The sequence below is a fragment of the Erythrobacter sp. genome, from assembly GCF_038133525.1.
Lineage (GTDB): Bacteria > Pseudomonadota > Alphaproteobacteria > Sphingomonadales > Sphingomonadaceae > Qipengyuania.
In genome coordinates, this window is the sequence record NZ_JAYPTL010000012.1 from 21,102 (window position 1) to 45,874 (window position 24,773).

Annotated in this window: 23 protein-coding genes, 2 tRNA genes and 1 pseudogene; 18 read left to right on the top strand and 8 right to left on the bottom strand. The window is 63.2% G+C overall.

What is annotated here, in order from left to right; all coding sequences use genetic code 11:
* Positions 1–36 precede the first annotated feature (36 nt).
* From ftsZ to AAFM29_RS04755, 7 genes are all read left to right on the top strand, one after another.
* A complete protein-coding gene (gene ftsZ / locus AAFM29_RS04725) occupies positions 37–1,758 on the top strand; it encodes a cell division protein FtsZ (RefSeq protein WP_341711661.1) in 1,722 nt (573 codons plus the stop codon).
* Between the two features lie 64 nt (positions 1,759–1,822).
* A complete protein-coding gene (locus AAFM29_RS04730; protein ID WP_341711662.1) occupies positions 1,823–3,445 on the top strand; it encodes a tetratricopeptide repeat protein in 1,623 nt (540 codons plus the stop codon).
* Between the two features lie 133 nt (positions 3,446–3,578).
* Positions 3,579–4,082 carry a YbjN domain-containing protein gene (locus AAFM29_RS04735; RefSeq protein ID WP_341711663.1) on the top strand — a complete coding sequence of 168 codons (504 nt, stop codon included), beginning with the start codon at positions 3,579–3,581 and terminating at the stop codon, positions 4,080–4,082.
* Positions 4,083–4,217: 135 nt separating this feature from the next.
* On the top strand, positions 4,218–4,958 hold the full coding sequence (locus AAFM29_RS04740) for a Bax inhibitor-1/YccA family protein (protein WP_341711664.1): 741 nt from the start codon (positions 4,218–4,220) through the stop codon (positions 4,956–4,958).
* A gap of 168 nt (positions 4,959–5,126) precedes the next feature.
* On the top strand, positions 5,127–5,933 hold the full coding sequence (locus AAFM29_RS04745) for a hypothetical protein (RefSeq protein WP_341711665.1): 807 nt from the start codon (positions 5,127–5,129) through the stop codon (positions 5,931–5,933).
* A 109-nt stretch (positions 5,934–6,042) separates the two neighbouring features.
* Positions 6,043–6,118: transfer RNA gene (locus AAFM29_RS04750), tRNA-Ala, on the top strand.
* A gap of 22 nt (positions 6,119–6,140) precedes the next feature.
* On the top strand, positions 6,141–7,301 hold the full coding sequence (locus AAFM29_RS04755) for an FAD-dependent oxidoreductase (RefSeq protein WP_341711666.1): 1,161 nt from the start codon (positions 6,141–6,143) through the stop codon (positions 7,299–7,301).
* On the opposite strand, the gene AAFM29_RS04760 is transcribed toward AAFM29_RS04755, so the two are convergent.
* Positions 7,279–8,073, bottom strand: a complete 795-nt coding sequence (locus AAFM29_RS04760; RefSeq protein ID WP_341711667.1) for a DUF1499 domain-containing protein — start codon at positions 8,071–8,073, stop codon at positions 7,279–7,281. The genes AAFM29_RS04755 and AAFM29_RS04760 overlap by 23 nt on opposite strands.
* 17 nt (positions 8,074–8,090) lie before the next feature.
* Positions 8,091–8,558 (bottom strand): preQ(1) synthase, encoded by a 468-nt coding sequence (gene queF, locus AAFM29_RS04765; protein WP_371830716.1) that lies wholly within the window; start codon positions 8,556–8,558, stop codon positions 8,091–8,093.
* 107 nt (positions 8,559–8,665) lie between these two features.
* Here queF and AAFM29_RS04770 point away from each other — a divergent pair, with 107 nt between their 5' ends.
* From AAFM29_RS04770 to AAFM29_RS04810, 9 genes are all read left to right on the top strand, one after another.
* On the top strand, positions 8,666–9,763 hold the full coding sequence (locus AAFM29_RS04770; protein WP_341711669.1) for a hypothetical protein: 1,098 nt from the start codon (positions 8,666–8,668) through the stop codon (positions 9,761–9,763).
* A 37-nt stretch (positions 9,764–9,800) separates the two neighbouring features.
* Entirely contained in the window at positions 9,801–10,634 is an 834-nt protein-coding gene (locus AAFM29_RS04775) for a sulfurtransferase (protein ID WP_341711670.1), read from the top strand.
* A gap of 2 nt (positions 10,635–10,636) precedes the next feature.
* A complete protein-coding gene (gene metC / locus AAFM29_RS04780; RefSeq protein WP_341711671.1) occupies positions 10,637–11,848 on the top strand; it encodes a cystathionine beta-lyase in 1,212 nt (403 codons plus the stop codon).
* Positions 11,849–11,850: 2 nt separating this feature from the next.
* The gene (locus AAFM29_RS04785) at positions 11,851–12,900 is read left to right on the top strand and encodes a mechanosensitive ion channel domain-containing protein (protein WP_341711672.1); all 1,050 of its coding nucleotides are present in this window, start codon (positions 11,851–11,853) and stop codon (positions 12,898–12,900) included.
* Positions 12,901–12,997: 97 nt separating this feature from the next.
* Positions 12,998–13,756: a uroporphyrinogen-III C-methyltransferase gene (cobA, locus tag AAFM29_RS04790; protein ID WP_341711673.1), complete on the top strand. Its 759-nt coding sequence runs from the start codon at positions 12,998–13,000 to the stop codon at positions 13,754–13,756.
* Positions 13,753–14,049 (top strand): DUF2849 domain-containing protein, encoded by a 297-nt coding sequence (locus tag AAFM29_RS04795; protein ID WP_341711674.1) that lies wholly within the window; start codon positions 13,753–13,755, stop codon positions 14,047–14,049. The genes cobA and AAFM29_RS04795 overlap by 4 nt, the downstream gene beginning before the upstream one ends.
* Positions 14,049–15,680, top strand: a complete 1,632-nt coding sequence (locus tag AAFM29_RS04800) for a nitrite/sulfite reductase (protein WP_341711675.1) — start codon at positions 14,049–14,051, stop codon at positions 15,678–15,680. The genes AAFM29_RS04795 and AAFM29_RS04800 overlap by 1 nt, the downstream gene beginning before the upstream one ends.
* Positions 15,673–16,125, top strand: coding sequence for a DUF934 domain-containing protein (locus tag AAFM29_RS04805; RefSeq protein ID WP_341711676.1), 453 nt, complete (start codon positions 15,673–15,675; stop codon positions 16,123–16,125). Before AAFM29_RS04800 ends, AAFM29_RS04805 begins: the two co-directional genes overlap by 8 nt.
* Positions 16,122–16,877 (top strand): phosphoadenylyl-sulfate reductase, encoded by a 756-nt coding sequence (locus tag AAFM29_RS04810; protein WP_341711677.1) that lies wholly within the window; start codon positions 16,122–16,124, stop codon positions 16,875–16,877. Before AAFM29_RS04805 ends, AAFM29_RS04810 begins: the two co-directional genes overlap by 4 nt.
* A 45-nt stretch (positions 16,878–16,922) precedes the next feature.
* Here the strand turns inward: AAFM29_RS04810 and AAFM29_RS04815 are convergent, their stop codons facing one another.
* The 4 genes from AAFM29_RS04815 to obgE form a co-directional block, all read right to left on the bottom strand.
* The gene (locus AAFM29_RS04815; protein WP_341711678.1) at positions 16,923–17,333 is read right to left on the bottom strand and encodes a hypothetical protein; all 411 of its coding nucleotides are present in this window, start codon (positions 17,331–17,333) and stop codon (positions 16,923–16,925) included.
* 107 nt (positions 17,334–17,440) lie between these two features.
* Complete coding sequence (locus AAFM29_RS04820) at positions 17,441–18,352, bottom strand: NAD(P)H-binding protein (RefSeq protein ID WP_341711679.1); 912 nt, start codon at positions 18,350–18,352, stop codon at positions 17,441–17,443.
* Positions 18,349–19,470 carry a glutamate 5-kinase gene (proB, locus tag AAFM29_RS04825; RefSeq protein ID WP_371830717.1) on the bottom strand — a complete coding sequence of 374 codons (1,122 nt, stop codon included), beginning with the start codon at positions 19,468–19,470 and terminating at the stop codon, positions 18,349–18,351. Before proB ends, AAFM29_RS04820 begins: the two co-directional genes overlap by 4 nt.
* 75 nt (positions 19,471–19,545) lie before the next feature.
* Complete coding sequence (gene obgE, locus AAFM29_RS04830) at positions 19,546–20,601, bottom strand: GTPase ObgE (protein ID WP_341711680.1); 1,056 nt, start codon at positions 20,599–20,601, stop codon at positions 19,546–19,548.
* A gap of 139 nt (positions 20,602–20,740) precedes the next feature.
* Between obgE and AAFM29_RS04835 the strand changes: the two genes are divergently transcribed.
* A complete protein-coding gene (locus tag AAFM29_RS04835) occupies positions 20,741–23,851 on the top strand; it encodes a CHAT domain-containing protein (RefSeq protein ID WP_341711681.1) in 3,111 nt (1,036 codons plus the stop codon).
* Positions 23,852–23,892: 41 nt separating this feature from the next.
* Positions 23,893–24,153 (top strand): hypothetical protein, encoded by a 261-nt coding sequence (locus tag AAFM29_RS04840; RefSeq protein ID WP_341711682.1) that lies wholly within the window; start codon positions 23,893–23,895, stop codon positions 24,151–24,153.
* Here AAFM29_RS04840 and AAFM29_RS04845 read toward each other — a convergent pair.
* Both AAFM29_RS04845 and AAFM29_RS04850 read right to left on the bottom strand, forming a co-directional pair.
* Positions 24,154–24,229: transfer RNA gene (locus AAFM29_RS04845), tRNA-Thr, on the bottom strand.
* Between the two features lie 24 nt (positions 24,230–24,253).
* A pseudogene (locus AAFM29_RS04850) lies at positions 24,254–24,773 on the bottom strand (hypothetical protein); the annotation flags it as partial.

The window sequence follows — 24,773 nt, forward strand, 5'->3', positions numbered from 1 at the left end:
GTTGGTCTTAGATTTCGAATTCCCGGGGGATACCCAATGAGCATCAATATCGGTCCGGCTTCCAGCGATGAGCTGCGCCCCAAGATCATGGTGATCGGGGTCGGCGGGGCGGGCGGCAACGCCATCGCCAATATGATGCAGGCCCAGATCGAAGGCGTCGAATTCATCGTAGCGAATACCGACGCGCAGGCACTGTCGACCTCGCCGTCGGAAAAGCGCATCCAGCTCGGTCCTGACATCACCGGCGGCCTGGGTGCCGGTGCCCGCCCCGAAGTGGGCAAGGCCGCGGCGGAAGAGACTGTTGAGGATATCGAGGACTCTCTCGAGGGCGTGAACATGGTCTTCATCGCCGCGGGTATGGGCGGTGGTACTGGCACAGGTGCCGCGCCAGTGATTGCTGAGGCGGCGCGTCGCAAGGGCGTGCTGACGGTCGGTGTGGTGACCAAGCCGTTCCTGTTCGAGGGGACCCGTCGCATGCGTGCGGCGGAAGCCGGCATCGAAGAGCTGCAGAAGCACGTCGATACGCTGATCGTTATTCCGAACCAAAACCTGTTCCTGGTCGCCAAGGCTGAAACGACCTTCAAGGAAGCCTTCATGTTGGCGGACGAGGTGCTGCAGCAGGGCGTCCGTTCCATCACCGATCTGATGGTCATGCCGGGTCTCATCAACCTCGACTTTGCCGACGTGCGTTCGGTGATGAGCGAGATGGGCAAGGCAATGATGGGTACCGGCGAAGGTGAGGGCGACAATCGCGCACTCGAAGCTGCCGAACGTGCCATCGCCAACCCGCTGCTCGATGGCGTCAGTATGGCCGGGGCCAAGGGCGTTATCATCTCGATTATCGGCGGCGAAGACATGAAGCTGCTCGAAGTCGATGAAGCCGCGAACCATATTCGCGAACTGGTCGATGAAGACGCGAACATTATCTGGGGTTCGGCTTTCAACCCCGACCTGGAGGGCAAGATCCGGGTTTCGGTGGTTGCCACCGGTATTGACGGCAGTGGTTCGCCGATGGCCGTTGCACCACGCGCTTTCTCGATGAGCGAGCAACGTGCACCGCAGCGTCCGATCCTCGATCTCCCGAGCGAAGATATGGCGGAGGACGAGCCCTTTGAGCTGTCTGAAGGTCTCTCGGCCGAACCCGAGTTCGATCCCCAGCCCGAGCCTGATTTCGAGGAAGCCGAGGCGCTCGACCTCACCGACGCGGTGGAAGTGCGCACTTCGGTATTGTCGGAGGACCTGGGATACGGTCTGTCGGACGACGATGATGAGGAAGAAGAGGATTACGACGATGTCGATGGCATCGTCGATCCGCTGGCGGGCCTTCGTAACGAGGAGACCGAGCGCTTCGATGGCGACTGGGAGGAAGAAGGCGACGATGCAGCCCCGCTGGACCTTTCATCCGCCATGGAACAGGGCGGCCAGGACGAACTCGAACTGGGTGCGGACCAATATGCCGAAGGCGGCAGCCCGCTGGCGAGTAAGCCGATGCGCAAGCGCCCGTTGCTAGGCGGCGACTATGGCGATGATGAGGGCTATGGCGGCGGCATGGGTAGCGGCGCGTCGACCGGTGGCGGAGCCCCAGCGGCCGGGACCCCCTCTTCGCAGGGCAGCACACTGTTCGAACGCATGGCGAACTTGTCGCGCGGCGCGAACAAGCCCGACGATGGGGAAGATGACGGTGATGGAGATGATGATGGCGAAGGCGGTGGTGCCCTCAATATTCCGCGCTTCCTGGGCCGTCAGAACAATCAGTAAGCCGCATTTTCGCGGCTAGCCCGCGCAAGCGCCGGTTCAGGCCTGCGCGGGCAGGAACGAAATCATGGGACGAGACCTGCGAAGCCTGCGCGCTGCCTTGTTGATGGCTGCGGCGTTCAGTCCGGCCGTGGTGCTGGCGCAGGCGGAAATCGTGCAGCCATTGCCGCCCGAAGGGGCGGAGCAACTCAACGATGCGCTGGGCCGGCTTGCGCGAAACCCCACCGATGTCGCTGCCTTGGTGGATGCCGGTGAAGCGGCACTCGCCGTGGGTGATATTGCTGCGGCAATCGGGTTCTTCGGCCGCGCAAATGAGCTTTCCCCGAACGACAGTCGGGTCAAGCTGGGGCTCGCAACGTCCTATGTCCGATCGCGTCGGCCCGTCGAAGCGCTTCGACTGTTTGCCGAAGCAGAGCGGTCGGGTGTAGACCGCGCTCGCATGGCAGAGGATCGCGCGCTCGCGTTCGATCTGGTTGGCGATGCGGCGAGCGCCCAGGAGCTCTACCGCCTGGCGATCGCTACTGGGGCGGGCGACGAAACACGCCGCCGCCTGGCATTGAGCCAGGCAATATCCGGTGATCGTGCGGGGTTTGAAGCGACACTGTTGCCCCTGTTGGAAAAGCAGGACCTGGCAGCCTTCCGCACGCGGGCCTTCGGCCTCGCAATCCTTGGCAATACCAAAGAAGCGATCGGTATTGCCGACGCAATGCTGCCGCCGCAAATGGCGGCGCGGGTCCGCCCATATCTCGAATACATGCCGCGGCTCACGCAAGCGCAGCAGGCGGCGGCTGGCTCGCTGGGAGTTTTCCCCCGAACGGCAAGTATCGGCACCGACGATCCGCAGATTGCCAGCTATGCAGGGACCCACGTGGCAGAGACACCCTCTGCTCCCTCTCTGGTTGCTCGATCTGCCCCTCCTCAGAGCGAAACAACCAGGGTGGATCCGCGCACTCAACAGCGCCGTCGCCGCCCGGATCGGACCGGATCCCTGGCGGTGGCCGGTCAGGAACAGCTACAGCCGCAATCCTCCGCCGTTGCCAGCGGAGTGCGGTCAGGGGCTGCATCGGCACCGCCGCCACCATCTGTACCTTCGCCACCACCCGCACTTCCACCATCTCCACCTGCTGCGGTATTTTCTCCCCAGGAGTTGATGCCGCGGCCGGCTGAAGTTGAACGCAGGGTGGAGGCAGTCCAACCAGCCGATCCGCCTGTCCGCATCCTCCAGGTGCCGCCGCCCGCTCCTGCCGCCGAGGCCAAGACGGAGGAGCCACCTTCGCTAGAGGAGGCTTTTGCCAGCTTCACGCTGGAGCCTGCGAAGGGCGCGCGCCCGGCTGCGGGCGCTGTGGACATTACCCGGATCGCAATTCCGCGCGAGGTGCCGAAGCCACCGCCACCGCCTCCTCCCCCGCCGCCGCCAGCACACCCTGCGCGGTATTGGGTGCAAGTGGCGACGGGCAAGGATCGATCGGCGCTGGCGTTCGATTGGCGACGCATCGAACGCAAGTCGGAAGGCAAGCTCAAGGGTAAGGGTCCATTCGTTACCCGCTGGGTGCAGGCCAACCGCTTGCTTGCGGGGCCATTTCCAAGCGACACGGCTGCGCGCAATTTCATGAATGATCTCAAGAAATTGGAGATCGACAGTTTCACTTTCCACAGCGCTGAAGGTGAAGTGATCGAACCGCTGAAATAGTTGCGGTCGGGCTGCTTGTGCACAGGCTATGCACAAGCGAAATCGGTTCTCCCCAGCAGTGGCGACTTGGCGGATTGCCAAGCGCACCCCAGCTTGCGCATCCAGCCGGCATGACGCGCACGGGACAGGCACGATGAGAATGGCGGGCGAGGACTACGAGGCCGAGGATGATGCGGCGCCGCTCGAAATGCTCATGGCATTGTTCGAAGCGCGGGGTTGGCCATGCGAAAGCGGCCAAGGCGAGATGGCCGGCGAAATTCCGGGTAGCTGGACCACCTACCAGGTGAAGGGCATCTGGCGCCCGGAAGATATGGTGCTTCAGATTCTCTGCTTGCCAGAGATTCGCGTACCGGACGGCAAGAAGAAGCAGGCACACGAGCTTGTCGCCAGGGTAAACGAGCAGCTCTGGCTGGGGCATTTCGACATTTGGTCGAACGGTGGCGTGGTGCTCTATCGCAATGCCACGATGCTAGGCGATGAGGGGCTGCTGAGCCTTTCCCAGGCGCAGGCGCTGGTGGAAATCGCAGTCGACGAATGCGACCGTTTCTATCCCGCATTCCAGTTCGTCCTATGGGGTGACAAGTCACCCACCGAAGCGCTTGATGCCGCCATGGTCGATGCTGCTGGCGAGGCCTGATTTGCCTAAGTTTTTCGGTTAACCCGGATTAGGCTTTGAGAGCCCAGTTTCGCTTGAAATCGTGGCCATTAGCCCCGATATTCCATTGTTGTGGAGCGGGGGCTCGACCAAAGCCGCTTAGAGGAGTGATTTGAGATGGCGAACTGGAACGACACCGAGCAGAGGCAGGGCTTCGGCTCCGTGCCGCGCGCCGGAGACGCGCTCGCAAGGCAGGAGACCTTCGACCTTGGGCTGCGCAAGCACATGCTGTCGATCTACAATTACATGGCATCGGGGGTGCTGCTCACTGGAATCGTAGCGTTGGTGATGGCCCAGTCCGGGCTGGCGCTGGCGCTTGTCGGATCGCCGCTGCTGTGGCTGGTCAAGCTTGCTCCGCTGGGATTCATCCTTGCGATAAGCTTCGGACTCAATCGCATGAGCTACGGCACGCTGCAGGTGCTGTTCTGGTCATTCGCCACGGTGATGGGCATGTCGCTGTCGACGATCTTCCTCGTTTATACGGGTGAAAGTATCGCGGCGACCTTCTTTGCCACGGCTGGCGCCTTCGCGGGACTGAGCCTTTACGGCTATACCACGAAGAAGGATCTGTCGGGCTTCGGCACCTTCCTGACCATGGGGGTGATCGGCCTGATCATTGCGATAGTGATCAACATTTTCTTGCAGTCGAGTACGTTTGCGCTGGCGATCAGCTTCATCGGCGTCCTCATATTTGCAGGGCTCACGGCCTATGACACGCAGCGCCTGAAGACCGAATATCAGTACCTGCGCGGGACCGAATTCGCCGGCAAGGCGATTATCCTGGGCGCGTTGAGCCTGTATCTCGACTTCATCAATATGTTCCTTTTCCTTCTGAACTTCATGGGTAACCGCGACTGACCATTCGGTCCGTCGCAAAGGCGACTCGCTTGATCGTGCCCGGGGCGTAACACACGCCCCGGGCATTTTCTTTACCTTCCGCAGGCGCTAAGCAGGGGTGCTTCATCCCCGGTCAAGGGTCGCGGGTGCATGTTGGAATTGGACGATATCGAGGAGGGTCGGCGCGCCATGAGCCGCGATACGAAGCCAGTCATTCGCTATGCCATTCTTGCTGCGGGTCTCGCAGTGGTGGCTGCTTGCACCGCCGCGCCCCCTCCACCGCCTCCGCCACCACCCCCACCGGCGCCGCCGCCGGCACCCGTGATCCCGCCACGGCCGCAACCGCCCGGTGGTGCGACCGCAAGCATGATCGTTCCAACGGTCGGTCCCGATGGCGTCCGCCAGACGGTCAATGCGAACTTGAGTACGGCCCAGACCACCTGGAACCTGCGGTCCGCGCTCAATGTTGCTGCGCTCAACTGCCTGAAGCCGCAGCATGCCGCGATCCTGCCGGCCTACAAGGACTTCCTGAAGACGCATGCGCGCAAGCTGTCCTCGACCAACACGGCGCTGCAGGGCGAATTCCGGAAGCGCTATGGTGCGACCTATCGCGACGTGCAGGATTCCTACATGACGCAGGTCTACAACTATTTTGCACTGCCGCCGGTGCTTAACGATTTTTGCGATACGGCGCTGTCGATCGCGACGGCTGTGCCAGTAAGTTCGAAAGAGGATCTCGATCTCTACGCTTTCGGCGCGATGCAGCGGCTAGAGGCCGTCTATGAAGGATTTTTCCGCTCCTACGAGCAATACCGGGTCAACCTCACCGCCTGGGACGCGCAGTACGGTGTAACTGCGCAAGCGATACAGCCACTCCCTGCAGGCTCGATGAGCACCACGGTTGCCACGCCGCTGCTGCCGACCTCGGGACCGCTTTTCCAATCGGGCGAAGCACTTCAGAGCAGACCTGCGAGCGCGCCCGACGGCGGGCGCTGAGGTAACCTTTCGACCGAATTTTCCCTTTGCAGGCGCGCTGCCATTCGCTAATGCGCGCGCCTGCCGCGGCCCCGGCTCAACCGGCCGATGCTGCCTGCAAACCTGGAACGGGGCCGTAGCTCAGCTGGGAGAGCGCGTCGTTCGCAATGACGAGGTCAGGGGTTCGATCCCCCTCGGCTCCACCAGGTTTCCTCCATTTGATTATGAATGTACCTCGCGACTGCCGTGCAACCATGGCAGGGCCTTGGCGTAATCATGCCTGCGGAGCCCACCTTGCTGCTGGTCGGTGCGGGACATGCGCACCTGGGCGTGATTGACGACTGGCGCCGCAAGGGCGCGCCCAAAGGCCGTACCTTGCTGGTCGAGCCGCTGGGGGCAATGCAGTATTCGGGCATGGTTCCCGGCTGGATTGCAGGTGAGTACCGCGTCAGCGAGCTATCCATCCCCCTGGCACCGCTGGTCGAGCAGGCGGGAATTATCTGGCATCAGGCCCGATTGGTGGCCATCGACCCGCAGGCGCGGGTTGCGAAATTGGATGACGGCACCGAGATCGCTTTCGACGTCTGCTCGATCGCCACAGGCGGGGCAGGGCAGGCGGCCCGCACAATGGGCGACGACTCGCGCCTGCTGGATATTCGCCCGCTAGATCGCTTCGTCAGCCGTTGGCAGGTGCTGCGCGAGGCCGAGCCTCAGCACCGTCGTGTCGCAGTAGTTGGTGGCGGCGCAGGCGGGGTTGAACTGGCGTTCGGCATGCGTAATTCCGCGCATTGGCGCGACCTGACCGTCATGCTGGTGACAGGTAGATCTGGGCTGCTTCCGTCGCATTCGCCATCGGTCCGCCGACGCGTGGCGCGCGAGCTCGCAAGACAGGACATAGCGCTGCTTGAGGAGGATGCAGCCTTCGAGAATGGCGAACTGGTCGCCGGGGAGCAATCGCTCGAACCGCTCGATCTTGTCGTTACCGCTATCGGCAGCGGCGCACCCGACTGGCCACGCGAAAGCGGGCTGTCGGTCGATGCAGATGGGTTCATCGTGGTCGATCGGTTTAACCGCGCCAGCGGTCACCCGCATATATTTGCGGTGGGCGACGTCGCGCGGCGCACCGATCGCGAAGTGGCCCATTCGGGCGTCCACGCAGTCTACAGCGGACCAGTTCTGGCGCGGAACTTGCGGCGGACCCTGTCTGGCGACGAGCCCGCGCGCAGCTACAGCCCAAGTTTCATGGACTTCTACCTGCTCAACACTTGTCGCGGCGAGGCAATTGCCAGCTATGCATCGCTTGGCGCGCAAGGGCGCGGATGGCGGGTGCTGAAGAACTGGCTAGACCGGCGTTGGATCAAGCGATTTACTCGCCCAGACGCGCGTTGATCGCCTTGCTCAGTTCGCGCAGGCGAGCCGCATTGTAGCCGAGATCCGAAACGCCCACGCGGCTGACCGATCGCATATCGATCCGTCCTTCAGTGACGCGGGCAACGACATCGTCCTTGAAACCAAAGGCAAAGGTCTCGGCAGTACCTTCGACCCGCCCAGCGTCGGGATCGCTCCGCACATCCGAAAGGCCGATATCTTCCATCGCCGCAGCCACTGCGACCAATGCATCAGCATCACTGCCCGGATAGGGGATCGGCTTGAGGTCGCCGTAATTCTCAGAGATTAGCTCGGCATGGGTCTTGGCCGCAATCGGCTGTCCCTTGGTGCGTTCCGCCCACAGCTCGATCTGACCCAGAGGAGTGGCATAATCGTCGATCGGGTTAGCTCCGAAGCTTTCGCGCATCGCCAGCGTTTCGGTGGAAAATTCGGGTGGGTTGGTGGTGTCGGTGGCGACGTCGTGGATCGGCGGCACGGCGTCACCCTGCGCGCGGACCGACAGGAGTCCGGCAAACAAGGCCACCGGGATAGCCAGCGCAGCTGCGGCCTTCCACCATTCGTCGCGAGGCCCCTTCACGAAGGCCATCATAAGCGCGATTACGGCCACCAAGGCGACCACGCCCATCAGGATCGGGCCCACGGTCACGACCATGGTGAGGAAACCGACCTTCCAGTCGATCAGGCCGAATTTCGGCCCAAACACAGCAAACAGGAAATATCCCAGCAGCGCGAGCGCCAGCCAGAGCGAAATGCGGGGTAGTCTGGCGATCATGCTGGAGTCTCCTCGTCCTATCCGCGCCCACGATAGGGTGCAACGCCCTGATCGGGAAGCCAAAGTCCTTCAGGCGGCGCACCGCTCTGCCAGAAGACATCGATGGGGATGCCCCCGCGCGGGTACCAATAGCCGCCGATGCGCAGCCAGCGTGGCTGCATCTCGTCGAACAGGCGCTTGCCGATACCGACCGTCACATCCTCGTGGAAGCCGTTGTGATTGCGGAAGGAACCGAGGAACAGCTTGAGGCTCTTCGATTCCACGATGGTTTCGCCCGGGGCATAGTCGATCACCAGATGGGCGAAATCGGGTTGGCCGGTGACCGGGCACAGCGATGTAAACTCAGGAGCCGCGAAACGGACGAGATAGAGCTCCCCCTTGCGCGGATTGGGCACGTAATCGAGCTCGGCCTCGTCGGGTGAGGTGGGATGCGGGCTGTTCGCACCCAGGAACTTCGGGCTTGGTGTGTCGGTCATGTCGCGCATCTGCCGCGAATGGCCCGCCCGCGCAAGGCAAGGGTTTGACCTCTACCCTTCAGTACCTATTCAGACCCATGCAGCGCATATGCGCGCTTTTTGAACGAGCCGAACCAATGACCCGTTCTTCATCCTGGCTGATTCTGGCACTAGCGGCGGCCATGCCTGCATCGCTGATGGCGCAGGCCGTGCAGGATTTCTCCCTCCCGCCGGCCCCAACGCCCAGCGCGAGCCCGCGCGCGCAAGGACCGATCGATGAGGAAAGCGGGCCGGTAGCTGTGCGCCCGCGCGCGATACCGACCCCGGCAGCCACGCCAACCGCGACACCCACCTCATCATCGACCCGGACGACCGCCATCCCGATCGATGAAGAGGTTTTCACAGAACCTCGGCGCGAGGCGACTGGGGCTGTGCCTCCGCAATCTCGCCCTTCGGCCGCTCAACCTCTTGTTGCGCAGCCGCCCGTTTCGGAGCCGACTGTAGATGCGGATATCGAGGAGGTCGCCGAGCTTCCGATTCAGGAACCCGAAGCTTCGGTCGCCGCACCTCCGATCGAGTCCTCGCTCGAGGCAAGTGAGGTCGGGGCGTTTGACTGGCGATTGCTGGTGGGCATCGGCTCGGCACTGCTGGCGGTGCTCGGTGGCCTGTTCATCTGGCGTCGGCACCGCGCAAAGGCCCCTCCGCCGGTGATCGAGCGCCCCATCGTGCGCACGGCGGCGGGGCCGCCGACCGTTCCCGCGGCGCAGGCGCTGTCGATCCATTGCGAGGCGGAGAAACTTACCCGCAGCGCAGTCTATGCCACGCTCAAGTATCGCCTAACCCTGGTCAATCGCACCGGCTTGCCGCTTACCGATGTCGCCATCGGCCTCGATCTCGCCTCCGCCCATGCGGGTGCGCCGATGGAAGAGCAGGTGGCGACGGCCGGTACCACGCTGGATACGAGGCACAGGCTGGCGCGGATCGCGCCGCACCAGACCGTCACGGTCGAAGGGCAGGTCCAGCTTCCGCTCGCCACCGCGCAGGTGATCCTGCAAGGCCGCCATCCCTTGCTGGTCCCGCTGCTGCGGGTGCGCGTGGATGGCCTTGGAGAGGGGGTCCTGGTCAAGACCTTCGTCGTGGGGCAAGGGAGCCCTGACGGGGGTCGCGTACAGCCTTTCCGGCTGGATGAACCCCCGCGCAGTTATGCCCCATTGGCGCATCGTGAGCTTGCCTGAGTCGACTTGATCTCAACCGCCCGCTAACCGGAAGGGGATGGACAGACTCGTTTCTACCGAATGGCTTGCCAGCGAACTGGGCGCAGCCGACCTTGTCGTGCTGGATGCCGGCATGCACTTGCCCGATGCGGGACGTGACGCGAAGGCAGAGTTCCTCGCCGGGCATATCCCCGGCGCGCGCTTTCTCGACCTTGAAAGCTTCGTCGACACGGGTTCATCCGTACCCAAGGCGCTGCCCACAGCGAAGCTGTTCGCCGAGCGCCTGGGCGCGCTGGGCATTGCGTCCGATACGCGCGTAGTGCTGTACGACGATAGCCAGGTGAAAAGCTCCGCGCGGGCCTGGTTCGTGTTCGCCCATTTTGGGTTTACCGAGGCGGCAATCCTGGACGGTGGGCTAGCCAAGTGGCGCGCAGAGGGCAGGGCGCTGGAAACGGGCATGCCGGACGTCGCGCCGACCACATTCCCCGTGCCCGATCCGCAGCGCATCGTCCGGAGTCGCGATGAGATGCTGGCCAATTGCGCGAGCTGCGCCGATCAGGTGGTCGATGCCCGCGATGCGGCACGCTTTGCCGGAGCGGAGGGCAGCGGTTCTGAAGGGCACATTCCCGGTGCGGCCAACCTGCATTTCCCGCGCCTGTTCGAAGCGGACGGGACGTGGAAATCGCCCGAAGCCATCCGGGCCGAATTCGCCACCGAGGGAATTGATCTTGCGCGACCGGTAACGACCAGCTGCAATAGTGGCGTCACCGCCTGTGTGCTGCTGTTCGGCCTGGGCCTGGCAGGCAAGGATGATGCGGCACTCTACGACGGCAGCTGGCTGGAATGGGGTGCGGACCCGACCATGCCCAAGGAACAGGGATCGGCACGCTGAGCATGGCCGGGGGAGACGACAGCAAGCAGACGCCTGCCACCCGGCTCGTCACTGGGGGGCGCTCAGGCGACTTCGCCGAAAGCGTGGTCAATCCACCTGTGTGGCGCGCCAGCACGCATCTCTATGCAGACGTTGCCGCGCTGCGCGAAGGAGTGAAGACCAACGAGGATGGTCGGTTTTTCTATGGCCGTCGCGGTGCGCCGACTCAGTGGGCGCTTTGTGACGCACTGACCGAGATTGAACCGGGCGCGGCCGGTACGGTGCTCTATCCGAGCGGGCTCGCCGCGATCGTAGGCTCGCTGATGGCGGTGCTGCGCAGCGGCGATGTGCTGCTGGTGGCGGACAACACCTATGACCCCACGCGCAATACCGCGATGGGCATCCTCAAGCGGTTCGGGGTCGAGCATCGGTTCTTCGATCCGCTCGACCTCATCACTTACGAGGCGGCATTCTGCGATCGCACCCGTGCGGTCATGCTCGAGGTCCCCGGAAGTTTGACGATGGAGGTATGCGACATCCCGACGCTTGCGCGAATCGCGCGCGACAAGGGCGCGGTGAGCCTGATCGACAATACCTGGGCGACATCGCTGGGCTTCCCTGCTCTCGAGCGCGGCTGCGATATCGCCATCACCGCGCTGACCAAGCATGTCGGCGGTCATTCGGACCTCATGCTGGGCGCGGCAAGCGCCGGCGAGCGCTGGTACCGGCCCTTGCGCATGGGCGCGCAGCAGCTCGGCCATGTGGTTTCGCCCGACGATGCCGCGCTGGCCTTGCGGGGCCTGCGGACAATGGCAGTCCGGCTCGAACGCGAAACCGCCAGCGCATTGGCCATCGCCGAATGGCTTTCCGCGCGCGAGGAAGTGGCACAGGTGCTGTGCCCCATCCTTCCCGGCTCGCCCGGCCATGAGTTGTGGCAGCGCGATTTCACCGGCGGCTGCGGCCTGTTCAGCTTCGTGCTCAAAGGGCGTGACGATGCTGCCCGTTGCCGCCTGGTCGATGCGCTGGAGCTCTTCGGTATCGGTTATAGCTGGGGCGGCTTCGAAAGCCTCGCCCTGCCATTCGATGTCGAACCCGTGCGTAGCCGCATGGCCTGGCCCAAACCGGGCTGGGGGGTTGAGGATCGCTATGCCATCCGGCTATCCATCGGCCTTGAGGACTTGAACGACCTCATCGCCGATCTTGAGCGCGGATTTGCCGCGATGGAAAAAGGATAGACGTGCAACCAACCGCCGAAGCCACCCCTAGCCCGACCCCCACACCAGTGGAGCAGGCTTGGAGTTACGCGCAAACCGCGCCTGACGAGAGTTCGGTGGCGGCTGCCGAAGGCATCAAGGAGGCGGTAAGCGCGAAGAGTTCAACTATCGGTTCGATTGTCGACACGCTGGACTCCCTGGCCTTGAGCTTGGGCGACTTCAGGGTGTCGCTATTCGACGTGCTGGTCGTGGGTACGATTATCGTCGGCGTCCTGTTCGCAGCCTGGTTCATCAGCGGGATGGCGCGCAGGCTTGTTCGCCGACTGACCCGATTTGACGATACTCAACGCGTGCTGGCGGAAAAAATTGTCAGCATAGTGGTCTGGGCTGCGGCGTTCTTCCTGGGTATTGACTTGCTGGGTATCGACCTGACGGCGCTGGCCGTCTTCTCCGGTGCCTTTGGCCTCGCCATCGGTTTCGGCCTGCAGAAGACCTTCGGTAACCTGATCGCAGGGATCATCCTATTGATGGACCGTTCTATCAAGCCGGGCGATGTGATTGCCGTTACCGATACATCGGGCCAGCAGAGCTTCGGCCAGATCCGCAGGATCGGCATCAGGGCGGTTTCGATCACCACGCGGGATCAGAAGGAATATTTGATCCCGAACGAGAACCTGATGATCAATCAGGTCGAAAACTGGTCCTATTCCTCGAAGAATGTGCGCATCCAAGTTCCGGTAGGCGTTTCCTATTCGGCCGATCTGGAGCTGGCCGAGAAGCTGATGCTCGAAGCTGCGAGGTCGGTCGAACGCGTGCTGGCGGTGCCCCCACCAACGGTCTGGCTCGACCAGTTCGGTGCGAGTTCCGTGGACTTCGTCATCCAGTGCTGGATCCGCGACCCCGAGGAGGGAGTGGGCAATGTCCGCTCCGCCGTGCTCAAGAAGCTTTGGTGGTTGTTCAAGGAGCATGAAGTGGAAATTCCTTATCCGCAGCAGGACGTGCACCTGCGCGCCAGTCCCGAACTGGAGCAGGTGCTGGCACTGTTCGCGGAAAGCCGGGTTACGAAAGAATAGGTTGCCGACCCGGAAGGGTGGATTTCAAAATTTCTGCTAGTCAAGCGGACACGCATTCTGATTGGCGTGCTGCGGCCATGCGGCCCATTTGCGCAACATGGCAAAAACCGGAACTATATACCTCGTCGGTGCGGGGCCGGGCGATCCCGACCTCCTGACAATCCGCGCCGCGCGACTGATCGAGCGCGCCCGGGTGATCGTGCACGACGGCCTCGTCGATCCAGCAATCCTCGCGCTTGCGCATCCCGAGGCGGAGCTCGTCCCGGTCGCCAAGCGCCGCGCCCGACACACCATGCCACAGGACGATATCAACGCCTTGCTGGTGCGCATTGCGCGCTCGGGCGAAGACGTCGTACGCCTCAAGGGCGGCGACCCGTTCATTTTCGGACGCGGCGGCGAAGAGGCAGAGGCGGCACGTGCTGCCGGTGTTCCTGTCGAGATCGTTCCGGGGATCAGCGCCGCCAATGGCGCAGCCGCTGCTGCACAGATCGCGCTGACGCATCGGGAAGCCTCGAGCATCGTCAGCTTCGTTGCTGGCCAATGCAAGGGTCTGGCCGAACAGGATTGGGCAGGCCTCGCCGGCAAAGGTCGCACGCTGGTGATCTACATGGGTGTGAAGACCGCGCCGCAGATCGCCGAGAAGCTAATGGAAGACGGCCTTGCCCCCGACATGCCCGTGGCGGTGATTGAGAACGGTGCGCGTCCTTCGATGCGCGTGATCCGAGGCCTGCTCGCCGGCCTGCCGGATCTTGTCGAACGCGAAGCAGTCGTAAGCCCGGCACTGATCGTCATCGGTGAAGTCACTGCGCGCGACGATGTCGCGCTTGCCGCCATCGCAAAGGAGTCCGCGCAATGAGAATCCTGACCGGAAACGACCTGCGCACCGGTGCCGTCACCTGGTGGGACGGCAATGACTGGTCGCTCCATGTTGAAGATGCCGTCGATGTGACCGGGCATGAAGACGAGATCGCCCGCCGCGAAGAAGCGGCGCGACGGGTCAACGTGCCCTATGCCATCGATGCCGAGCTTCACCAGGGCTCGCCGCGGCCATCGCATATCAAGGACCGCGTGCGCGCGCTCGGCCCGACCGTCCGCCCCGACCTGACCCTCAAGCCGGCCGATCCCGATATCGGCAACTGGGTGATCTAATGTACCAGTACGACCAATATGACCAGGCGATGGTCGACGCCCGGGTCGAGGAATTCCGCGACCAGGCCCGCCGTCGCCTCGAAGGCAAGATAACCGAAGACCAGTTCAAGCCGCTGCGGCTGATGAACGGGCTCTACCTCCAGCTGCACGCCTATATGCTGCGTGTCGCGGTGCCCTATGGCACGCTCGACAGCCGCCAGATGCACATGCTGGCAACGATCGCCGATAAATACGATCGCGGTTATGGCCATTTCACCACGCGCCAGAACATCCAGTACAATTGGATCAAGCTGGAAGAGGCGGGCGATATCCTGGCCGATCTCGCCAGTGTCGAAATGCACGCGATCCAGACCAGCGGGAATTGCATTCGCAACACCACTTCGGACCACTTCGCCGGTGCCGCCGCCGACGAAGTGGTCGATCCGCGGCCCTATGCCGAACTGATCCGTCAGTGGTCGAGTTTCCACCCCGAATTCAGCTATTTGCCGCGGAAGTTCAAGATGGCGGTGATCGCCAGCGACCGCGATCGTGCGGCGATGCGCCTGCACGACATTGGCGTGCAGATCGTCGAGAAGGACGGTGCGCTGGGCGCGGCCTTCTATGTCGGTGGCGGCATGGGTCGCACGCCGATGGTTGCACCGCTGATCCGCGATTTCGTACCGCTCGATCAGTGGGTTACCTATGCCGAGGCATGCCTTAGGGTCTACAACCGCTATGGTCGCCGCGACAACAAGTACAAGGCGCGGATCAAGATACTCGTCCACGAGCTGGGGGCTGAGGAATACACCCGCCAGGTCGAAGAAGAATTCGCGCACCTGCTGACACTGGGCATCGAACCGCCTGCTGCCGAGCTTGAACGGATCAAGACCTATTTCGAAGAGCCGCTGTTCGAAGAGGGCCTTTCACAGGAAATCGACCGTACGGACCCCGATTTCGCGCTGTGGGTCGATCGCAACACGCATCCGCACAAGGCACCGGGCTATGTCTCGGCGGTCATCAGCCTCAAGCCGGCCGGTGGCATCCCGGGCGACGCGAGTGCAGAACAGATGCACCTGATGGCCGATCTCGCGAAGGACTACAGTTTGGACGAACTGCGCGTGATGCATACGCAGAACATCGTCCTGCCGCATGTCCGCAAGGCCGATCTCCATGCGCTGTGGACCGCACTCGACGCGGCGGGGCTGGGCAGCCCGAACCTCGATACGATCGAGGATATCATCGCCTGCCCCGGCCTGGACTACTGTAGCCTCGCCAATGCCCGTTCGATTCCCGTAGCGCAAAAGATCGCCACGCGCTTTGCCGATACCGGCAAGACCGCTCGACTGGGCGAGCTCAAGCTCAAGATTTCGGGCTGCATCAATGCCTGCGGGCACCACCACGCCGGTCACATCGGCATCCTCGGCGTCGACCGTAAGGGGGTTGAAAACTACCAGCTCCTGCTCGGCGGCAGCGAGGCGGAGGATACTAGCCTGGCCAAGATCACCGGCCCCGGTTTCGATGAAGACGGTATCGTCGATGCGGTCGAAACCGTGACCACCGTTTACGAACGCGAGCGCCAGGATGGCGAACGTTTCCTCGATACATATCGCCGGATCGGCATGGATCCGTTCAAGGAGGCCCTTTATGGCTGATGCCCTCGGAACCAGTCCCGACGCCGTGCAGATTCGTTTTCGCGATGACGAACCGGTCGATCAGCCGGCGGTCACCGTCGATGCCTGCTGCGATCAGACCAACGCCACCGCCGTCCGGATCGAACCGGGTGACGATGCCCGCGAACTGATCCCTTTTCTCGACCGGCTGGCGCTGATCGAAGTGAATTTCCCGGCCTTTGGCGATGGTCGCGGCTACTCTTCCGCCCGGATCCTGCGTGAAGCTGGTTACACCGGCGAATTGCGTGCTGTCGGTGACGTTTTGGTCGATCAGATCGCCTATATGCGCCGCTGCGGTTTCGATGCCTTCGCGCCTGACCAGACGCTCGACCAGGACGATGTTGAGGCAGCCTTCGCCCGCTGGCCCGAAGTCTATCAGCCGGCTGCCGATGGACGTGCCGCCATCTGGGCCAAGAGGCACGCATGAACGAGTTGCGCGCCATCGATCGGCTCGACACCGCCCCGCGTTTCGTCGAACACGACGCTGTGCGGCTCAACCGCATGTTCCGCGGACACGAGACAGAGGAGTGGCTGCGTGCGGTGATCGAAGGCAGCCTGGCAGGCGATGTTGCGGTGGTTTCGAGCTTCGGCGCGGAAAGCGCGGTGCTGCTGCACCTCATTTCACAAGTCGATCAGACGGTGCCGGTACTGTTCCTGGAAACGGGCAAGCATTTCGCGGAAACGCTGGCCTATCGTGACGAGCTGACCGATCGGCTGGGACTTAACCTCGTCAATCTCTACCCCGAGATTTCGGACCTCGAGGCCCGCGACGAGAGCGGCCTCAGGTGGTCCTATGACCCTGACGGCTGCTGTGACCTGCGCAAGGTCAAGCCGCTGGCCAAAGCCCTGGCGGGTTTTGATGCGAGCTTTACCGGACGTAAGGCCTTCCAATCCTCGACCCGCGCAAACCTGCCGCGTTTCGAACTCGACACGTCGGATGCGCAGGGCCGGTTGAAGATCAATCCGCTGATCGACTGGTCGGCCGATGACATCACCGCCTATTTCGAGCGTTATGACCTGCCGCGCCACCCACTTGTAGCGCAGGGCTTCCCCTCGATTGGCTGCTCGCCCTGTACGCGGCCGGTGGCCGATGGTGAAGATGCACGCGCGGGGCGCTGGTCCGGCTGGGACAAGGTTGAATGCGGTATCCACAAGCCGGGCGAGGAACCATTCCTCTAAGAAGCGGGGAGGACGCGCTGAGCGCCCTCCCGCCGTGCACAAGCCTTACTCAGGCAAGCGTTCTACGGTGACCGTTTCACCGGTCTTGGTGTTGCTTGATACCCAGACGCCCTTTTCGTCGATCTTCTCAGGATAGCACTCCTCGACGGCGCCTTCTTCGTCCTTAGTCGTGCAATATTCGCCCGGCTTCTGGACCCAGGTGCCGGACTCCATCTCGGTGCCGTCCGCAGCGGTGGAGGTGTAGGTACCGTCGGCCCGCACGTCGTCGGTGAAGGACGTACCGTCTGCCTGCGTAATCTTGAACTTGCCGTAGGCCGGACCGCCGTCTGCAGCCATCACCTCGGCGGGTTCAGCATCGGCCGTGGTTTCCGCAGTGGCTTCTTCGGCAGGCGCTTCGGCTGGCTGCGAACAGGCCGAAATGACCGCAAGTGCAGCCACAAGTGCAATTTTCTTCATGGAATATCCCCTCGATCGTGAACGAACGTGCGGCCGTTACCGCCATTGCGACTCGCGATCCCGAGCGGGACCATAGGACTGTTTGGCGCGCTGCCAAATCCAATGGATTAGAGGAGGCCCTCAGCGCGGTACCACTCGGCCGTGCGGGCGAGGCCTTCTTCGCCGGGAATGCGCGGTGTCCACACGGCTGGCGGCACTCTTTTGGCGGATCGTGCGACCCAATTGGGGTGCACCATGTAGTCTACGCGATCGCGGGTCAGCCGCGCCTTGTCCTTGCGCAGCAGGCCGTCGAGATGCGCGCCGAAGGTCATCAACGATTTGGGCAGGTGCGGTGCAAAGACTCGTCGCCCGATCGCTGTGCCGATCGCGCTGGCCAGTTCCTTGTGGGACCAGCCACCCTCGCGTCCGTCATCTGGCTCGAACATCTGGCGTCGGACTAGGGCAGGCTGGGCATCGACGAGAGTGAGTAGCAGTCGCGCCAGGTCGTCGACGTGGATGATCGAGCTCGCCCCGCGCGGCGGCAGCGGCACGAAGCCGAATTTCGCCGAACGAAACATCTCAAGGTAATCGATATCGCGCGGGCCATAGACGCCGGGCGGGCGCACGATGGTCCAGTCGAGTGCACTGGTTTCAACCAGTGCCTCTGCCTGGGCCTTCGATGCCCCATAGAGTGACAGTTTGGGCTCGCGTGCTGCTAGCGAGGAAACGAAGATGAAGCGGCGGGTCTTCGTTTCCTTGACGGCTGTAATCAGGTTCTGGGTTCCAGCGACATTCGCTAACTCGAACTCCAAGGGGTCCGGGGTGTTGGTGAGGCCTGCGACATGGATCACGGCGTCAGAGCCTTGGCACAGGGCGGTCAGGGATGCGGGATCGGAAAGGCTTCCCTCTACCCAATCGATACCCTCGCGAGGTGCCTGCGCCCTGCGGGTGAGCGCGCGGATGGCGATCCCCTCGCGTTCCGCCGCGTCGAGTACCGCCTGGCCGACAAAGCCGGTGGCGCCGGTCAGCGCGATGGTCACGTGCGCACCATATGGTCGCGATGGACCACCGCCGCGCGCGGAGCATAACCGAGCCGGTCGGCCTGGAGATCCTGTTTGAGCCCGCGAATGCTGCGGCATTCGGCAGAGGTATATTCCACCAGCCCCTGGCCCAGTCGCTCGCCCTTGGGGCCGTGGATCGCAACCAGATCGCCGCGCGCGAACTCGCCCTCGATTTCCACGATGCCCGCCGCAAGCAGGCTTGCGCCTTTCTCCAATGCGATCACGCAGCCGGCGTCGACCGTCAGCACACCTGCAGGAGCCAGTCGCCCACCGAGCCAGGCCTTGCGCGCGCTGGCATCGCCCTGCGGTACGAACAAAGTGCCGATCGGGCCGTCGAGTGCGCGCGAAATGGGTGATTGGTGCGTGCCGTTGACAATCGCCAGCGCGATACCGGCGCGTTCGGCGATCCGTGCGGCCTGCAGTTTGGCGAGCATTCCGCCTGAGCCGAGCCCCGATGAGGATGCACCATTGGCCATGGCCATAACTTCAGGCGTCACGCCTTCGACCCGTTCGATCAATACGGCCCCGGCTTCGCGCGGATCGCGATCATACAGACCGTCGACGTCCGAAAGTAGCAGCACGGCCTCCGCGCCTGAGGCCTGCGCGACGCGGGCGGCGAGCCGGTCATTGTCGCCGAAGCGGATTTCCTCGGTCGCTACACTGTCGTTCTCGTTCACCACGGGAACCGCACCGGCTTCGAGCAGGCGCGTGAGCGTCGCCGATGCGTTCAGGTAGCGCCGCCGCTCCTCGAGATCCCCGATGGTCACCAGCATCTGCGCGGCGGTGATACCATGATGACCCAATGCGTCTGACCATAAGCGTGCGAGTTCTACCTGCCCCACGGAGGCCGCGGCCTGCGCATCGGCAAGGCTGCCGCGCCCGCCCTTGGCGAGGCCCAGCTTGGCTGCGCCAAGCGCGATGGCGCCGGAGGAGACGACGATCACCTCGCTCGCCTTGCGCAGATCCGCGATCTCGGCGGCGAGCGAGGCAAGCCATTCGATGCGCGGTTTACCCTGATGCACGAGCAATGCCGAGCCGACCTTGATCACAAGACGTCGCGCGCGGCGCAAGTCAGGAAGGGTGTTCAACGTGGTCACGACTTCAGCCCTAACCAATGCGCGCGCCCGGCGGAAGCCGCCTTCGCTTGGGGTGGCGCAAGCGCTTGTATCGCTTCAGATCGGCGACCAATCGGGTGCTTCGCCTTCGTCTTCGACCTCTTCGGCATGGGTTTCGGTGGCCGTCCGGTCCGGCAGGTAGCCGAGCACTGCGTCCAGCAGCTCTTCGATACCCTCGCCGGTGGCGCCAGAAACGCGGAACACCTTTTCCGCCCCGGCAGCGATCAATTCCTCGGCGAAGCCTTCGCCCAGTTCCTTGTCGGCAAGGTCGAGCTTGTTCAGCGCAACGAGCCGCGGCTTGTCGCGAAGCCCCGCTCCATAGGCCTCCAATTCGCCCTCGACGATTTGCATCGCCTCGACCGGATCAACCCCGGCGATATCGATCAGGTGGATCAGCACGCGGCAGCGTTCGATATGGCCGAGGAAGCGGTCACCGATCCCGGCGCCTTCGGCTGCGCCCTCGATCAGGCCTGGAATGTCGGCAAGCACGAACTCGCGCCCCTTGTGCGTGACTACGCCCAGCTTGGGTACCAGCGTGGTGAAGGCATAGGCGCCGACCTTGGCCTTGGCGTTCGATACCTGGTTGATGAAGGTCGACTTGCCGGCATTGGGCAGGCCGAGCAGGCCGACGTCGGCCAGCAGCTTGAGCCGCAGCCAGACCCACATTTCCTGCCCCGCTTCGCCGGGCTGGTGCTGGCGCGGCGCGCGGTTGGTGCTGGTCTTGTAGCTGGCGTTGCCGCGCCCACCCATGCCGCCTTCGAGGAAGACTACGCGCTGACCGACTTCGGTAAAGTCAGCGAGCACCTCTTCCTTGTCTTCCGATAGGACCTGGGTGCCCACGGGCACCTTGATCACCAGGTCGGGCGCGCCTGCGCCGGTTCGATCCTTGCCCATGCCATGGCCGCCGCGCGACGCCTTGAAGTGCTGCGCATAGCGAAAGTCGATCAGCGTATTGAGGCCCTGGACTGCTTCGAACACAATGTCGCCGCCCTTGCCGCCATTGCCGCCATCGGGGCCACCGTACTCTATATACTTCTCACGGCGAAAACTCACCGCGCCGGGGCCACCGCCGCCGGATTTCAGATAGATTTTGGCCTGGTCGAGGAAATGCATCGCGGCCCCCTAGTCGTTTTTGCACCGGAAGGCGAGCATTGCCGTCGGCTACCTCTGTCGCGAGGCATCTGGCCGTTTGCACTGACGTGACCGGCAGGGTAGCTGCTCGTCTGGGGGCCGGGGCATTTGGGGGGCGCCAATGAAGATCGTGATCGCGGCGGTATTGTTGGCAGCCAGCTCGGCACAGGCGCTAGCGCAGGAGGTGCCTGAACTCTCATTCAATCCCGAAGTTTGCAGTTTCGGAACAGCTTTCGACACGGCCTTTGCTGAACTGCAACGTGAGCAGGAATTGCAACTCAAGCAGCGAGGTTACCTCTACCGCCACCCCGACATGGAACGGGGTGAGGAAACGGCGGTCACTCGCCCTATGGCAGGCCGTTATGGCCCGCTGGCCGTCACCGCGATTACGATCGATTACGACGAACGCTACGTCTACCTGGCTGAGGATTCCGAGCTCGTCCTGGCGGAAGCTGAAAAGGCTGGGATCGCGCGAGATGGCGAGATGATCGAGACTGAGGCGGTGCTCGACAATGCTGCCAATATCTTCTCGACCAAGGACTACGGCTACGACGAGGCCACGGGCAAGACAGAGGGCTTCTTTGACCCGCGCGGGCGCTCAGGCATTGGCTGCGCTTACAGTTCCGCATTCAGGCTAGCCCGTGACGCGGGCATTACCCCAAAGGAGCTTGCCCAGTTCCGCCCTGACATGAAGATCTGGTCCGGTACAATGGACAAGCTCTACAAACAGGCGATCGCCGCACGCGGACGCGGGGAGTACGACGCGGGACTGGATGCGGCCCAGCAACTCGTCGGGCAGCTCGATCGCAAGAGCGCAGCAACTGGGATAGAATACGCTTGGGCATTGGACACGCTTGGGCTCGCGCTGTCCGACCTAGGGCGCAAGCGCGAGGCGCTGGCGATCTTCGAACGCGCGCGCGACCTGGCAGCCGCTCGCCTTGGCGCCCGCCATCCATTGGTGATCGGGATGCAGGCGCATTACGCCGAAACGCTCAACGAGGTGAAACCGGGCGACGAGCAGGCCTGGTGGCAGCTTTCCTTCGTGGCATACTATTACACCAAGCTGTTTGGCGAGAGTGACACGCGCGCGCTGATTGCGGCGGATGTCGAAGGCAAGGCTACCGTAGATCTGGTGCAAACCGGGCGCGAACAGATGCTCGACCTCGAGGATGCGCGGTGGTCTCTACAACGCGCACTTGACCATTCGACAAGCGTGAATGGTGAGGCCGCCCCGATTACATCCGCGCTGCGCCAAAGCCTCGCACTCGTTCTCGCGGAACAAGGCGAGATGCGTCAGGCACTCGCTATGATGCACACTTCCCTCCAGCAGCATTCCGAAAAGTTCGGGATCGAGCATCCGGTGACGTTGCAGACCTTTTCGGCAGAGGCGGATATACTGTTGCGCATCCCGTCGATGCGGAAGCGGGCGCTGATCCCGGCGCGCCTGCTGTCGTCGAAGATGCTCGAGCGGCGGGCGAAATTGGCGTCGGCCTCGCGCGATGAAGCTCAGCGCGCACGAGAAGCCGTGCAGCAACGTCGCGACTTCCACAAACTTGCGGAAGTCGCATGGTGGGTCGCCGCCGACGGCGACAAAGATCCGAACGAGATGCGCGAGGAGACTTTCCTTGCGCTGCAGGACTCGATGGAAGGCAGCGCCGATCGTGCAGTGGCGCTGACTGCCGCGCGCCGCGTGGCAGATGCTGCGGGCAAGGGGATGGGCGAACTCGCGGCTGAACGGCAGGCGCTGTCTGATGAATGGAGCCTGGTCGAGCAAGCCAGCACGCAGTTGCTGGCGGACCCTGTCGCAGGACAACAACGTGAGGCGCTGGGCAAGCGACGCAGCGAGATCGAGAAACGCATGGCGCAGGTCGATCAGCGGTTGCAGCGCGAGGCACCCGGTTATTTCGCATTTACCCGGCCGCAATCACTCAAACTAACTGAGGCGCAAGCTCTGCTCGCGCCCGACGAAGCGGTGCTGCTGGCGGTGCCGACGCATTATGGTACGCATGTGATGGCGGTTTCGCATGACAGCATCGCCTGGCATCGCTCGGCGCTCAACGAGGAGGAACTAGGCCAACACGTGACGCGATTGCTGTGGGACGTGGGTTCGAATGTCGAAGTTTCGCCGGTGCAGGCGCGCGAGTGGGAGCAGGAGGGTGAGGGCGCCTATCCCTTCGATCGGAGAACCGCCCATTTGCTCTTCAAGGAACTGATCGCGCCGCTTGATGCGATTCTCAATGGCAAGGATCACGTATTCGTGGCCGCGTCCGGAAGTCTGTCGAGCCTGCCGCTGGCGCTGCTGGTGACCGAGGAACCGCATGGAGTAGATGGCGATCCCGCCGCGCTACGAGCGACGCGTTGGTTGGCGGACGATCATGCGCTGGTGCAGATTCCCTCGCTCGCTGCGCTCAAGGCGCTGCGCGAGTCCGTCGAGGGGCGCGATGCAGCGAGCGGCGAGTTCAAGGGCTTCGGCGATCCCGTGCTGGCTGGCGAGGGCGTGCAGCGGGGCGGGAATCGCGTGGCACGCCGCAGTGGCGGCGGTACGGCCCCAGTCGGCAGCTACTTCACCGGTATCGCAGGATCGGGCGAGCCATTGCTGGCCGATGTCGATCAACTGCGCGCGCTGGCCCGCCTGCCGGGAACCGCGCTCGAGATTACTGCGCTCGGTTCTGCATTCGGGGCCGGCAGCGAGGACATATTCACCGAGGCCCGCGCCACTGAGAGCAATTTCCGCGCGCTCGACCTCTCGCGGGTCGGAATCCTTGCGTTGGCCACGCATGGCCTGGTGGCGGGCGAGGTCGATGGATATTCCGAACCGGGACTGGTCTTCACTCCGCCCGCACGTGCCCGCGCCGATGACGATGGATTACTGACCACGTCGGAAATTGCCGCACTCGACATGAATGCCGAATGGGTGATCCTGTCGGCTTGCAATACGGCGGGTGGCAGCGGGGACGAGGGTGCACCGGGGCTGTCGGGACTTGCGCGTGCCTTTTTCTACGCCGGGGCGCGAAATCTGCTCGCTTCGCACTGGCCGGTGCGTGACGACATTGCACCACGGATCACGGTCCGCACGGTGGAGTTGCGCCGGAACCATCCGCAGATGTCGCGTGCGCAGGCATTCCAGCAGGCGCTGCGCGAGGTGCGGATGGACCCGCAAGCCGACAGCGCCAGCGACACCTGGGCGCATCCGAGTGCCTGGGCACCCTTCGTGCTGGTCGGTGATCGCTGACTGCCCTTTCCCAACCGGATGAAGCGCCCTATCGCGCGGGCATGCAACTCGACGACCTCTTTCGACGTTACTTCGGCAGCGATGACCCAGCCGCGATTTCTCCCGCCGCGCTGGAGGCAGGGATCGAACATTGCCTTGTCGACTTTGGGCTCCAGAAAGACCGAGACAAGCGTTTCGCCCTATGGACATTGCTTTACATGCTGGGATCCGCGCCCGACCTCGATATCGCCTTCAAGAACGAGGAAGATCGCGAGGCCGCCCGCAACTTCATGGACCTGATGGCGGCTGGCGAAGAGGAATAGTGGTGCCGGTTAGAGGATTCGAACCCCTGGCCTGATGATTACAAATCAACTGCTCTACCAACTGAGCTAAACCGGCACGGCACAGGCGCGGGCATTTGGTTTACAACGCGCCGAAAGTCCAGCCTTCTGTTCGCGCAATCTCGGCGGTGAGGGCCTTGGGGGTCCAGTAGGCGGGATTTCCTGCAACCGTGCGCAACCAGGCGGCGGTAATCAATGAGTCGGATGAATGGTCGTCGATCGGTCCGGTTCCCGCGACAGGCGGTGAGTACAGGCGCTCGAGTGCCATATTGAGTTCTTCAAATGTGCGCAGCTTGGTCCGGGCACCACCGTCGACGCCCGAAGCGCGTGCGGCAATGCTGGTGTACATCTCGACCAGCACCGGTCCGCTTTCGGGAAGTGGGTCGATGGGCCAGACCGAAACACGATCGCGTAGTCGGTGAAGCAGGCGCATTCCGGTAAGGCTCGATTTGCCTACCTGCGCCGCGCCGACAAGGTTGAAATTGCTCACCGGGCGTACATTGCGGTCGCGTTGCGCCAGCTCTGCGACGCGAAACCGGCCCTCGCGGGAGGTTGCACCGGTTAGGTGGAAGCGATCGCCAATATGATCGCGCGAATGGCGA

What these genes read in the sequence shown, in the direction of transcription:
- obgE (WP_341711680.1), bottom strand. Translation starts at nt 20,601, where the DNA reads ATGCATTTCCTCGACCAGGCCAAAATCTATCTGAAATCCGGCGGCGGT.
- AAFM29_RS04800 (WP_341711675.1), top strand. Translation starts at nt 14,049, where the DNA reads ATGTACCAGTACGACCAATATGACCAGGCGATGGTCGACGCCCGGGTC.
- AAFM29_RS04755 (WP_341711666.1), top strand. Translation starts at nt 6,141, where the DNA reads ATGTACCTCGCGACTGCCGTGCAACCATGGCAGGGCCTTGGCGTAATC.
- queF (WP_371830716.1), bottom strand. Translation starts at nt 8,558, where the DNA reads ATGCGCGACATGACCGACACACCAAGCCCGAAGTTCCTGGGTGCGAAC.
- AAFM29_RS04810 (WP_341711677.1), top strand. Translation starts at nt 16,122, where the DNA reads ATGAACGAGTTGCGCGCCATCGATCGGCTCGACACCGCCCCGCGTTTC.
- AAFM29_RS04835 (WP_341711681.1), top strand. Translation starts at nt 20,741, where the DNA reads ATGAAGATCGTGATCGCGGCGGTATTGTTGGCAGCCAGCTCGGCACAG.
- ftsZ (WP_341711661.1), top strand. Translation starts at nt 37, where the DNA reads ATGAGCATCAATATCGGTCCGGCTTCCAGCGATGAGCTGCGCCCCAAG.
- cobA (WP_341711673.1), top strand. Translation starts at nt 12,998, where the DNA reads ATGGCAAAAACCGGAACTATATACCTCGTCGGTGCGGGGCCGGGCGAT.
- AAFM29_RS04740 (WP_341711664.1), top strand. Translation starts at nt 4,218, where the DNA reads ATGGCGAACTGGAACGACACCGAGCAGAGGCAGGGCTTCGGCTCCGTG.
- AAFM29_RS04770 (WP_341711669.1), top strand. Translation starts at nt 8,666, where the DNA reads ATGACCCGTTCTTCATCCTGGCTGATTCTGGCACTAGCGGCGGCCATG.
- metC (WP_341711671.1), top strand. Translation starts at nt 10,637, where the DNA reads ATGGCCGGGGGAGACGACAGCAAGCAGACGCCTGCCACCCGGCTCGTC.
- AAFM29_RS04775 (WP_341711670.1), top strand. Translation starts at nt 9,801, where the DNA reads ATGGACAGACTCGTTTCTACCGAATGGCTTGCCAGCGAACTGGGCGCA.
- AAFM29_RS04805 (WP_341711676.1), top strand. Translation starts at nt 15,673, where the DNA reads ATGGCTGATGCCCTCGGAACCAGTCCCGACGCCGTGCAGATTCGTTTT.
- AAFM29_RS04745 (WP_341711665.1), top strand. Translation starts at nt 5,127, where the DNA reads ATGAGCCGCGATACGAAGCCAGTCATTCGCTATGCCATTCTTGCTGCG.
- AAFM29_RS04735 (WP_341711663.1), top strand. Translation starts at nt 3,579, where the DNA reads ATGAGAATGGCGGGCGAGGACTACGAGGCCGAGGATGATGCGGCGCCG.
- AAFM29_RS04815 (WP_341711678.1), bottom strand. Translation starts at nt 17,333, where the DNA reads ATGAAGAAAATTGCACTTGTGGCTGCACTTGCGGTCATTTCGGCCTGT.
- AAFM29_RS04730 (WP_341711662.1), top strand. Translation starts at nt 1,823, where the DNA reads ATGGGACGAGACCTGCGAAGCCTGCGCGCTGCCTTGTTGATGGCTGCG.
- AAFM29_RS04795 (WP_341711674.1), top strand. Translation starts at nt 13,753, where the DNA reads ATGAGAATCCTGACCGGAAACGACCTGCGCACCGGTGCCGTCACCTGG.
- AAFM29_RS04760 (WP_341711667.1), bottom strand. Translation starts at nt 8,073, where the DNA reads ATGATCGCCAGACTACCCCGCATTTCGCTCTGGCTGGCGCTCGCGCTG.
- AAFM29_RS04840 (WP_341711682.1), top strand. Translation starts at nt 23,893, where the DNA reads ATGCAACTCGACGACCTCTTTCGACGTTACTTCGGCAGCGATGACCCA.